The 11,412-nt window shown below is 68.2% G+C and carries 10 protein-coding genes and 1 tRNA gene; 6 read left to right on the top strand and 5 right to left on the bottom strand.

Features of this window, described 5'->3' with window-relative positions; genetic code table 11:
- Positions 1-50: 50 nt before the first annotated feature.
- The gene (locus E1261_RS09235) at positions 51-1,145 is read right to left on the bottom strand and encodes a serine hydrolase domain-containing protein (RefSeq protein ID WP_132404802.1); all 1,095 of its coding nucleotides are present in this window, start codon (positions 1,143-1,145) and stop codon (positions 51-53) included.
- Positions 1,146-1,338: 193 nt separating this feature from the next.
- On the opposite strand from E1261_RS09235, the gene E1261_RS09230 reads away from it, so the two are divergent.
- Entirely contained in the window at positions 1,339-3,195 is a 1,857-nt protein-coding gene (locus tag E1261_RS09230) for an elongation factor G (RefSeq protein ID WP_132404800.1), read from the top strand.
- Here the strand turns inward: E1261_RS09230 and E1261_RS09225 are convergent.
- Positions 3,144-4,031 carry an aminoglycoside phosphotransferase family protein gene (locus E1261_RS09225; RefSeq protein WP_132404798.1) on the bottom strand — a complete coding sequence of 296 codons (888 nt, stop codon included), beginning with the start codon at positions 4,029-4,031 and terminating at the stop codon, positions 3,144-3,146. The genes E1261_RS09230 and E1261_RS09225 overlap by 52 nt on opposite strands.
- A gap of 415 nt (positions 4,032-4,446) precedes the next feature.
- On the opposite strand from E1261_RS09225, the gene E1261_RS09220 reads away from it, so the two are divergent.
- Positions 4,447-4,725 carry a hypothetical protein gene (locus tag E1261_RS09220; protein ID WP_132404796.1) on the top strand — a complete coding sequence of 93 codons (279 nt, stop codon included), beginning with the start codon at positions 4,447-4,449 and terminating at the stop codon, positions 4,723-4,725.
- A gap of 39 nt (positions 4,726-4,764) precedes the next feature.
- Here the strand turns inward: E1261_RS09220 and E1261_RS09215 are convergent.
- The 3 genes from E1261_RS09215 to E1261_RS09205 form a co-directional block, all read right to left on the bottom strand.
- Positions 4,765-4,845 (bottom strand) — tRNA-Leu (locus E1261_RS09215).
- Positions 4,846-4,861: 16 nt separating this feature from the next.
- Complete coding sequence (locus tag E1261_RS09210) at positions 4,862-5,428, bottom strand: peptide deformylase (protein ID WP_132404794.1); 567 nt, start codon at positions 5,426-5,428, stop codon at positions 4,862-4,864.
- The gene (locus E1261_RS09205; RefSeq protein ID WP_132404792.1) at positions 5,425-5,931 is read right to left on the bottom strand and encodes a glycine cleavage system transcriptional repressor; all 507 of its coding nucleotides are present in this window, start codon (positions 5,929-5,931) and stop codon (positions 5,425-5,427) included. The genes E1261_RS09210 and E1261_RS09205 overlap by 4 nt, the downstream gene beginning before the upstream one ends.
- Positions 5,932-6,035: 104 nt before the next feature.
- On the opposite strand from E1261_RS09205, the gene E1261_RS09200 reads away from it, so the two are divergent.
- The 4 genes from E1261_RS09200 to E1261_RS09185 all read left to right on the top strand — a co-directional run bounded on the left by E1261_RS09200 (position 6,036) and on the right by E1261_RS09185 (position 11,360).
- Positions 6,036-7,160 carry a sensor histidine kinase gene (locus tag E1261_RS09200; RefSeq protein WP_132404790.1) on the top strand — a complete coding sequence of 375 codons (1,125 nt, stop codon included), beginning with the start codon at positions 6,036-6,038 and terminating at the stop codon, positions 7,158-7,160.
- Positions 7,157-7,813 carry a response regulator gene (locus E1261_RS09195; protein ID WP_132404788.1) on the top strand — a complete coding sequence of 219 codons (657 nt, stop codon included), beginning with the start codon at positions 7,157-7,159 and terminating at the stop codon, positions 7,811-7,813. Before E1261_RS09200 ends, E1261_RS09195 begins: the two co-directional genes overlap by 4 nt.
- Positions 7,814-7,879: 66 nt before the next feature.
- Positions 7,880-10,216: a GH92 family glycosyl hydrolase gene (locus E1261_RS09190; RefSeq protein WP_132404786.1), complete on the top strand. Its 2,337-nt coding sequence runs from the start codon at positions 7,880-7,882 to the stop codon at positions 10,214-10,216.
- A 79-nt stretch (positions 10,217-10,295) separates the two neighbouring features.
- The gene (locus E1261_RS09185; RefSeq protein ID WP_132404784.1) at positions 10,296-11,360 is read left to right on the top strand and encodes a hypothetical protein; all 1,065 of its coding nucleotides are present in this window, start codon (positions 10,296-10,298) and stop codon (positions 11,358-11,360) included.
- Positions 11,361-11,412: the final 52 nt, after the last annotated feature.

Raw genomic sequence — 11,412 nt, 5'->3', positions numbered from 1 at the left:
TGGTGGTATCGCCAGGCGTGGGCTGGGTGCGACGGGGTGCTGGAGGGGGACTAGTACCCGTTCTTCGGTACGCCGTTGGCGCAGAAGGCCTTGTCGAGGTAGGGGTCTACGACGTCGTCGGAGTCGCTGGCGAAGTTCGGGGTGAGGACCAGGGAGACGCGGCGGCGGAGGTCGGGGGTGCTGAACGACCAGGCCTGGTAGGCCAGCGCGTCACCATCGTTGCCGTAGGCACGTATTCCGCAGGGGGTGTCGATCCAGGCCAGGCCGAGGCCGTAGTGACCGCCCTCGGTCCCCGGTGTCTTCATCTGCTTCAGCAGGTACGGCGGGAGCAGCCGGCCGCCGAGCAGGGCGGTCATGAAGCGGTCGAGATCGTGCGTTGTCGAGATCATCTCGCCGGCCGCACCGAACACCGACGGGTTCATCGTCGTGTAGTCGAGGAGCGTCTTATCCGGATTCGGAACGTACCCGTGCGCGTGCGGTTCCGGGATCCGTGGTGAGGTGCCCGGCAGGCTGGTGTGTTCGAGGTCGAGCGGGCGGATGATGCGTCGTTCGATCTGCCGGTCGTACGACTTACCGGTCACCTGCTCGACGATCTCGCCGAGCAGCAGGTAGTTGGTGTTCGAGTACTTGTATGCCACGCCTGGCTTATCGGTCGGCGGATTCACGAGTGCCCGCTGGATCAGCTCGTCGGCCGTCCAGGTCCGATACCGGTTCGCGTAGAACTCCGGCTCCGGTGGTCGGGGCAGGGTGTGCAGGACGTCGTACAAACCGCTGGTGTGGTTCATCAACTGCCGCACGGTGACACCTTCGATCCCCGGGAACCACTTGGAGACCGGGTCGTCCAGCCGCAGCCGCTTCTCCGCGACCAACTGCAGTGCCACGGTTGCCAGGAACGTCTTCGTGACACTCCCGATCCGGAAGTACCCATCCAGCGGCACCTTCCGCTTCGTACCGACCTCGGCAACACCACTCCGCCCGCGCCAGACCTGGCCGCGGTCGTGAACTTCCACCTGTGCTCCGACACCCGCCGTACGGACGACCTCGTCCAGTCCGTGCTGCAGTTCGTCCGGCGCCGCCTCGGCTCGCAACGGCGCGGCGATCAACGCGATCGCGGCAAGGCCCACCAATCCAATCCGTTTGTTCATTGCTCCACCCTGACCCGGGCCGGTCGGCCGCGAGTACCCGGGAACGCCCCGAGTTCACCCCGGAACTTAATCGGTTGACACCCATCACGAAGGTCGCCCATGGTGGCCTTTCCGACAGACCTCGAAAGGTGAATCGACCCATGCGCCAACTCGTGAGCACGTTGCCCCACTCCTACTGCTCACGAGGACTTTCATGGATCGAACACCCCTTGCTACCGCTGTCCCGCGCCGCTGGCTGAACCTGGGCGTCCTGGCCCACGTCGACGCCGGCAAGACCAGCCTCACCGAGGCGCTGCTGCAACTCGGCGGCGCTGTCGCGGAGCGCGGCCGAGTCGACGACGGTACGACGCAGACGGACAGTCTGGCGATGGAACGCCGACGCGGCATCACGATCCGGGCCGCGGTGGCGACCTTCCATGCCGCGGATGTCGGGGTCAACATCGTCGACACTCCGGGTCACCCTGATTTCATCGCCGAGGTGGACAGATCCCTGTCCGTGCTCGACGGTGCCGTCCTGGTCGTGTCCGCCGTCGAAGGCATCCAGGCGCAGACGATCGTCCTGCATCGCGCGCTCCGACGGCTCGACGTACCGACGATCTTCTTCGTCAACAAGGTCGACCGCATGGGCGCGGACGTCGACCGGACGATCGGCAAGATCCGGCACCACCTCACCGAATCCGTTGTCCCACTGGGCTCCCGGGATCAGCTGTGCGCGGACCTTGCCGGGTACGACGATCTGCTGCTGCAGGAATGGGTCGACGGCGGGCTGCCATCGGCGGAGCGACTCTGGCGGAGTCTGCGGGAGTTGACTTCCGGATGTGTCGTCTCGCCGGTCCTCTCGGGATCCGCCCGCACTCTTGCCGGTGTCGAGGAGTTGACCGACGCGATCCTGCGGCTGTTTCCCACCTCGAACGGCGATGCCGAGGGGCCGACTGCCGGGCAGGTGTTCAAGATCGAGCGGACGAGCAAACGGGCACGCCTCTGCTCGATCCGCCTGCGCGCGGGTTCCCTCGCCGTACGGGATCATGTTGCCCAGGGCACCGTTACCGCTCTGCAGGTCCACCAGCCCGGCGGCGCCGTACCGGCTGCTCGTGCCACCGCCGGCCAGATCATCCAGGTCGAAGGTCTTGACCAGGCCCGCATCGGCGACTGGATCGGCACCCGGCCGGCCGGCGTGCCGACGCCGAACTTCCGGCCGCCTGCGCTGCAGTCCACCATCACCGCCACGGATCCGGCCCGGCAGAACGACCTCTACCGGGCCCTCGCCGAACTCGCCGACATCGACCCGCTGATCACCTTGCGCGTGCAGGACGACGAGCTGCACGTCAGCCTGTATGGCAAGGTCCAGCAGGAGGTCATCGCCGAAACCCTGGCCACCGAATACGGCATCGAGGTAGTCCTCGGGCAGCCCTCCGTGATCTGTATCGAACGCCCCACCGGAATCGGTCACGCCGTACTCCGGTACGGGGAACCCGACCACCACTATCCAGTCACGCTGGGCCTCACCGTCGCCCCCGCCCCACCAGGTAGCGGCGTCGCCTTGGAGATCACCGCTGAGCACGGCTCCCTCCCACTCCACGTCTACGGCCCCACCGAAGTGTTCCGAGAAGCCGTCCTCAAATACCTGGAAGACCCCCTCTCCTCTGGCCCCCACGGCTGGCCCGTCACCGACGTGAAAGTGACCCTCACCGAAAGCGGCTATCCGCCGGCGTCCCCACGGCCGGCCGAAGTCCGAGCCACCACCGCCCTGGTGGTAACCCAAGCCCTCCAGGCCGCCGGTACGACGGTCTGCGAGCCCATCGACCGGATCCGCGTCGAGTTCCCCAGCGACACGATCTCCGAAGTCCTGAAGGTCCTCGGCCGCCACGGCGCAACCACCGTCTCCAGCGAACCCGCCGTCGTCGAGGCCCTGCTCCGCACAGGCTCCGTCGACGCCCTACGCCACGAACTCATCGGCGCCGCCCACGGCCTGGCTGTCGTCGACGCCCACCTCGACCACTACGCCGTGAGGCGATCCGCTTCGGCCAGCAGCAGTTCACCGAAGGGCTGAAGGCCGATACTGCAGGCGTAGACGCCGCTCATGACGCGGTGGATGGTTCCCCATTGCCAGATGGCGGTGGGGTCCACGCCCGCGCGGGAAGCCAGCCGCTCGGTCCGTGCCCGCAGGTCATCGCCAAAGTCCGGGGTGCACCGCACGATGGTCCCGAGATCACACGCCGGCTCGGCCCGCAGCCCGGCCGGATCGATGAGCTTGTAGCTACCGTCACTCGCCTGCAGCGCGTTCATCTCGTGGATATCACCGTGAACCAGTACCGCGGACCGATCGTCATGGGCAAGGCGACGATGCTCCATGCACTCCAGCGCGTCCGCCACCGTGGCCGCCGTACACGGACGCCCCGCCTGCTCCCACAGCCTCGGCAGCCGCTCCGCGTACTGCTCAGCCAACTGCGCGCCCGTCGGAAGGTCGACGTCGGGACCGATCGGCCGCCACAACCGAACCGCCACCTCACACAACAAGTCGTGCCGCTGTGCAGGATCAGCCACGAGGTCCTGCATCGGAGCCCCAAGCCGCTCAAGCAGCAGCGCTTGCCGACCCAAGTCCTCCCCCAACAGCCGAGCGCACCCCTCCCCGTCCGCCAGCCGCAACGCCACAGCCTCCGGCCCAACATCCCGCCCCGGCACACCAACCTTGAGCACCGTCGGCGTCCCGTCAGCTCGCGTCACCTCAACAACCAGCCCCGCATGACCACCCGCCAAGCTGCCCCCGATCACCAACGACCACTCCCGAGCCAGCGCCTCAACCACCCCAGGCAACTCATCCAGCCAGGCCCCATCCCCAGCGGCCATCACCGTCCGCCGCACCTGCTCAGGAATCTCAAACCTCACCCCACCAACCTAAACCGGCCGTGCCGGACCTGCACCACTGTCTAACCCGCCCCCCAGCCGCCTGAGCACTGCACGCTGAGCGTGAACCAGTCAGCCCGCGTGGCGTTAGACAGTGGTGGCGGTCCGCCCCCGCAGCAGATGGCCCTGCGGTACGGGTGCGGTACGGGCAGAGATGCGTCGGTGACAGCGCATACCGTCACGCCACGTTCAGCGGGCCAGTTCACAACGAAGGGCGCTCATGCTGAGGTTCACACGACGATGCGCATACCTGGCTGCGGGGATGGCGCTCCTGTGCACAGGTTGTTCCGGCGACAATCCACCGGACGACCCACCCAGTTCGGCGTCCGCGCCGTCGACGTCAGCGAGTCCGCGTCAGACCTCGGCGGGTCCGTCACCCACCTCCGAGGAGCAGGCCTTGCTCGACAAGGCACGCGCGGAGGGCCAGCTCACGGTCCTGGTCACGCTGAGGCTCCGGCAGACACCAGCCGGGAGAGCTGAGAGCAAGAAGGCCATCGCCGACGCGCAAGACCAGTTGCTGGCTCAGCTCAAGCCGCTCGAAGTCCAGGTGCAGACGCGCTTCGAGCTCTACCCGCTGCTCACCCTCAGGGTGAACGAGGCGACCCTGCGCCATCTCCAGGAGTCACCCCTGGTAGATCGCCTGCACGAGAACGAGCTCCACAAGCCCCAAGCCTGACAACGTCGACGACACATGCGGGGCTGGTCGTCGTACCGGTGCCCGGGACGGGATTCGAACCCGTACGCCTTTCGGCTGCGAGGTTTAAGCTCGCTGCGTCTGCCGTTCCGCCACCCGGGCGCGGGTCGAGGGTACGTTATTTGTAGACCTTGCGGGGGTGTACGGCGTGCGCTCCGGCGACTCGGTCGAGGAAGAGTTTGCCGTTGCAGTGGTCGATCTCGTGCTGGAGGGCGCGGGCTTCGAAGGCGTCGGTGGTGATGGTGACCTGGTCGGTGGTGCCCGGTAGGACACCGGTCACCTCCAGGCGGGTGGCGCGTTTGACGTCGCCGGTGAAGTCGGGGACGGACATGCAGCCTTCGCGGGCCTTCTCCTGGCGGGAGGCTTCGGTGACGACGGCGTTGCAGAGGACGAAGACGCCGTGGCAGGTGCGGGTCTTGGGGTGGCCGGTGACGTCGAGGGCGAACATCTGGGCGCTGATCCCGACCTGGGGGGCGGCCAGGCCGACGCAGCCGGGGGAGACGCGCATGGTGGCGACCAGGTCGGCGGCGAGGGCGACCATGGTGGGGTCGAGTGGGTCGACGGTCGCCCCGAGGGTGGCGAGCACCGGGTGGGGGGCGCGGACCACTTCCAGGACGTCGCCGACGAGGCCGAGCTGGGCGGGGCTCCAGGCGGCGAGGGTCTGGTTGAGGTGGGCGACGCTCACAGGTCGTCGCTCTCCGCCGGGGTCAGGGTGACGCCGACGCCGAGCTCCTCGGCGGTGATCTCGAGGGCGCGCTCCAGGGTTTCCAGGTCGGCGGTGAGCGGCAGCTCGACCTCGGCTGTCAGCACGTACAGGTCGCCGCTCAGCCGGGTGGCCAGGTCGGTGATGGTGCCGCCGACGGCCGCGACCATCCGGGTCACCGCCGCGACGATCCCGGGGCGGTCGGCGCCGTGGACGCTCAGCAGGTACGACGGTCCGATCGCGGCGTGCTCGTGTTCCGGGCCCATGGCGCGGACCGTGATGACCAGTTCGCCCCGCAGCGGCTCGATCGCGGTCTGTACCTCGTCGAGCGAGCCGGAGCACACGATCATCATCGCGAAATGCCCGCGCAGGAGCGTCATCGTGGAGTCCTCGAGGTTGACGCCGGTCCCGGCCAGGGCCTCGGTGACGTCCGCGATGATGCCCGGGCGGTCCGGGCCGATGACGGTGACTGCGAGCTGACTCATGCCCGGGAACCTACCGTCAACCAAAGGAGGAGATCACCTCGACTTCGGTATCCGGACAGCCCGGAACGGCCTGGACAGCGGTGGTACGGCGCTACATTCGTCCCATGAACCGGCCCGCGCACCCCCGTCGCCGCAGCGCGCGGGACTGGGCGGTGGACTCGGTCGTGTTCCTGTTCGCACTGATCTTCGGGCTCATCGTCTTCGAAGACACCGCGAAGGCGGAGAGCCGGGAGTTCCTGGTTCTGCTCGATCTCGTGTCCGGCCTGGCGCTGTGCTTCGCGGTCTGGTTCCGCCGCCGGTGGCCGGTCCACCTGGCCCTGGCCGCCTCGGTCATCTCGATCTGGTCCGAGACCGCCAGCGGCCCGACCCTCGTCCTGATCTTGTCAGTGGCGGTGTACCGACCGCTGCGGACCACCCTGCTCGTGTTCGCCGCGAACGCGGTGTCCCTCGTCCTCTACCTCCAGGTCAAGCGCCCGCCGGACACCGGCGCGCTGGCGATAGCGGCCATCGCGCTCTACATCGCGGTCGCCGGCTGGGGCCTGTACATCCGATCCCGGCGACAGCTCCTCCAGACCCTGCGCGACCGCGCCGATCGGGCCGAGACCGTGGCCCAGTTGCAGGCGGAGCAGGGGCAGCTCCGGGCCCGCGAGGAGATTGCGCGCGAGATGCACGACGTACTCGGGCATCGGTTGTCGTTGCTGAGCGTGCATGCGGGCGCGCTCGCCTACCGCCCGGATGCGTCGACCGCGGAGGTTGCGAGCGCCGCCGAGGTGATCCGGGCCAGCGCCCACCAAGCCCTCCAGGATCTGCGCGAGGTGATCGGCGTACTGCGGGCACCCGTCGGCGAGCTGCCCCAACCCACGTTCGCGGACCTTCCAGCGCTGGTCGAGGCGTCCAGGGCGGCCGGCGTACCGGTCGAGCTCCGGCAGGACGTCGTCGGCGCTCTCCCCGATCACATCGGCCGTACGGCGTACCGGATCGTCCAGGAAGGCCTGACGAACGCGATGAAACACGCGCCGGGCGAGCAGGTGACCATCGACGTGACCGGTGCCCCGGGCAACGGCTTGGCGGTCGAGGTGCGCAACCCGGCGCCCAGCAAGCGACTAGGCGACGGCCGGGGCCTGCTGGGGTTGGCCGAGCGCGCCGCCCTGGTGGAGGGTCGCCTCGAACACGGCCGCACCTCCGACGGCGAGTTCCGCCTCTACGCCTGGCTACCGTGGCCGTCATGATCCGGGTACTCATCGTCGACGACGACCCGCTGCTGCGCGCCGGCCTGAAGCTGATGCTGGGCGGCGCGCCGGACATCCGCGTGGTCGGCGAGGCGGGCGACGGGACCGGCGTCACCGGGCTGATCGAGCGGCTCGCCCCGGACGTCGTACTGATGGACATCCGGATGCCGAATACCGACGGCCTGACCGCGACGGAGACGGTACGGCGACGCCCGGGCGCGCCCGAGATCATCATCCTGACCACGTTCGACGCCGACGAGCACGTACTGCGCGCGTTGCGGGCAGGCGCGGCGGGATTCGTGCTGAAGGACACCCCGCCGGCCGAGATCGTCGAGTCGGTCCGCCGGGTCGCCGGTGGTCAGCCGGTGCTGTCGCCCGCGGTCACCAAGCGGCTGATCACCCGGGTCGCCGCGTCCGGCCACGACCAGCGCAAGACAAAGGCGGTCAACCGGCTGGCCGCGCTGAACGAGCGCGAGCGCGAGATCGCCGTCGCCGTCGGCGAAGGCAAGTCGAACGCGGAGATCAGCGCGACTCTCTATCTGAGTGTGCCGACCGTCAAAACGCATGTGTCGCGGATTCTCACCAAACTCGATCTGAACAACCGGGTGCAGATCGCCTTGCTCGTCCACGATGCAGGCCTGCTGCACGAGTAAGACACCCGCTGGTCACCTGCGGCCTCTATCGTTGGAACGTCCGTCCGCCCAACGGGAGGCTCACCCATGCGCTTGGTCGCAGCTGCACTCACCCTCGCTCTGCTGATCCCGGCCGTACCCGCTCAGGCATCAACAGATCCCGCGTCGTACGTCGACCCGCTGATCGGCTCGCTGCGTGACGGTACGACGTGGCCGGGTGCGGTTCGCCCGTTCGGGATGATCTCGTGGAGTCCGACGAGTACGCGTGGCGATCAGACCAGCACCGGCGCGGCGAACGGGTACCAGTACGACGTCACGCGCGTCCGCGGGTTCAGTCTGACCCACCTGAGCGGCGCGGGCTGTAACCCCGGAGCAGCCGGCGACATCCCGATCCTGCCGTACGTCGGGGCGGTCGACTCGTCGCCGACGGCCGACACGAAGGACGCGAAGTACGCCACGAACTTCAGCCACGCGAACGAGAAGGCAGTCCCGGGCCGCTACACGGTCACGCTGGATTCCGGCGTCAAGACCGACCTCGCCGTGACCACGCGGGCCGGCGTCGGCGAGTTCACCTTCCCTGCCGACCAGGCTGCGAACCTCCTCTTCCGTACGTCGAACTCCCTGAACGGCAGCGAGGACGCGCAGATCACCATCGACCCGAGTGGGCGCAAGGTGACCGGATCCGTGCTGACCGGCGCGTTCTGCGGCCGGCGGGCCAACGGGGGAGCGAACAACCGCAAGACCTACTACCGGCTGTACTTCACCGCATCGTTCGACCAGCCGATCGTTGCCAACGGCACCTGGAAGAACGGCGACCTGGCCGCGGGCAGTACGCACACCACCGGCGGCGAGGGCTACGCGACCGGCGCCGATCGGGCCGGGCGTGGTTCGGGTGGCTACGTGACATTCGCGCCGGGCGCGAAGGTGCGGATGCAGTTGGGGATCTCGTACGTGAGCCTGGCCGGCGCCGAGCAGAACCTCCGGACCGAGGTACGGCGGCATGCCACCGTCGACCGGATCGCGGCGGAAGGGTACGCGGCCTGGCGGCGGGAGTTGCAGGCGATCGACATCAGCGGTGGAACGGATGCGCAGCGCACGACGTTCTACACCGCGCTCTACCACGTGCTGCTGCAGCCGAACATCTTCAATGATGTCGACGGCCGGTATCTGGGGTCGGACCTGAAGATCCACCGGCTCGCGCGGGGACAGAAGGCACAGTACGGAACGTTCTCCGGCTGGGATCAGTACCGTGCGCACATTCAGTTGCTCGCCCTCCTCAAACCCGACGTCGCCGGTGACTTCGCGCAGTCGATGTATCAGTTTGCCCAGCAGAACAAGGGGATCTGGGACCGCTGGCTGCACAACAACGGTCCGACCCACGTGATGACCGGCGACCCGGCAGCGCCGACGCTGGCCACGTTCACCGCGATGGGAGTGCGCAACTTCGACGTACAGGGTGCCTTCGAGTCGCTCGCTCAGCAGGCGCGGGTGCAGAACGCTGAAGCGGAGCTCGATGGTGGTTGCCCAGGGCAATGTACCGGGCAACGACCGGCGCTCAACACCTACCTGGCGCACCAGTACGCACCTCAAGACGCCTGCCACTGCTGGGGTGGCGCCGCTGAGACGTTGGAGAACTCGCTCGCCGACTACTCGCTGGCGCAATGGGGCCAGCGGCTGGGCGCCGACGTACAGGATCTGAAGGCGCGCGGTGGTTGGTGGAAGAACACCTTCGACCCGACCGTCGGTTACCAACGGGCACGCAAAGCCGACGGCACCTGGGAGCCCAACTTCACCCCTTCCACCCAGACGGGATTCGCGCAGGGCTCGAGTGCGACGTACACGTGGATGGTCCCGCAGGACGTTTCAGGTCTGGCCGCGGCGATGAACGGCAAGGCAGTCGAGCGGCTCGACGCGTTCTTCCATGATGAGCAGGGGAACTGGGCGGTCAAGGGCGGCAGCGCGGCCCGCTACGACCCGACGAACGAGCCCGGTCTGCACGCACCCTGGCTCTACAACGGCCTCGGCGTCGCCTGGAAGACGCAAGCGACCACCCGCGAGATCGTCGACACCGTCTACAGCACCGGCCCCGCCGGCCTCCCCGGCAACGACGACCTGGGCACGCTCTCGGCCTGGTACATCTTCGCCGCCATCGGCCTCTTCCCCCAGACCGCCGGCCGCGCCGAACTCCTCGTCGGCAGCCCGCTCTTCCCGAAAGTCGAGCTCCGCCGCAGCAACGGCGTACGAATCACCGTGGAAGCGCCAGCGACCTCAGACACCAACCAGTACGTCGAATCGCTAGCTCTGAACGGCCGCCCGCGCACCGAGTCCTGGCTCCCGGAGTCGTTCACCACCCGCGGCGGCCGCATCGCCGTACAGATGACGGACACCCCGACCACGTGGGGCACGCCACCGACCGACCGCTGACCTTTGCATCCTGATGCAAAGGTCAGGGCATGGCCCTCCCAGCCACCTAGGCTGCGGCCCGGACGAAGGGGAGGGCCCGATGAAGGCACGAATCGCGGCAGCCGTGGCCGCCGGCGCCTGCGCCGTACTGACGATGACTGCAACGACGGCGAGCGCGGCGGACGACGTGACCGCTCCGGTGCAGGTCAGCGCCGATGCCGGTGCGTTCTTCCGGAACGCGGCGGGGGTGACGTTGAAGTACGAGTTCAAGGATCCGGGGACGGAGGAGGAGCCGGGCAGCGGGCTCACCGACTACGACGTGCGCTACCAGGAGAAGAAGCTGGGCGAGCAGGAGTACGGCGAGTGGGTACAGCCGGCGGAATGGCAGAAGACGACCGCCACCACTGTCACCCACACGGCCGAGCGTGGCACCGAGACCTGCTTTCAGGTGCGCGCTCGGGATGTGGCCGGCAACGAGAGCGCGTGGAGTGAATATTCAGCCTGCTCTGTCTGGGACGGGACCCCGCCGGTGTACACCGGCGGCTACACGAGCGGCCGAGTGTCGACCGACGCGTTCTGGCGGGTCTGGTTCCACGACGACTCCGCCACCGATACGACGGTTGACGTCGCCTACCGGGATCTGGTCCCTGGCAAGCCCCGCGGCCCGTGGGTGTACCCGGACAACTGGCACGACCAGCGGAGGAGCGACTTCTTCTGGGACTCCGTGCCTGGCGTGGACCGGTGCGTGTCAGCGCGCGGCCGGGACTGGGCCGGCAACGTATCGAGCTGGACGCCTGAGACCTGCGTCCTCGCGCCGTGGGACGACCGCTCGTTCACCACGACCGGAACGGTCAGCAGGGTGCTCGAGCCCTCGAGTTACCGCGGCACCGCCACCACGCTGAAGTCGAACGGCGCTGCCCTCGTCAAGACCGGTGAGATCGGCAAGCAGATCGCTCTCGTCGCCACGCATGGTCCGGGCCAGGGCACCGTCGACGTCTACCACGCAGGTGTGAAGCTCGGCCGGGTGTCGTTGGCCGCCTCGGCCACGGAGTACAAGAAGGTCACTTACCTTCCGGTCGGCGTCCAGCGCACCGGCGAGGTCAGGATCGTTTCCGTCAGCACTGACCCGGCCGTCATCGACGGGGTCGGCGTCATCAAACTCTGAAACGGCGGCGGCCCGGAGACCCGACGTACAGGTCTCCGGGCCGTTGCCGTTC

Source organism: Kribbella albertanoniae (assembly GCF_004348455.1).
Lineage (GTDB): Bacteria > Actinomycetota > Actinomycetes > Propionibacteriales > Kribbellaceae > Kribbella > Kribbella albertanoniae.
This window is presented reverse-complemented; position numbering and strand designations above follow the sequence as displayed.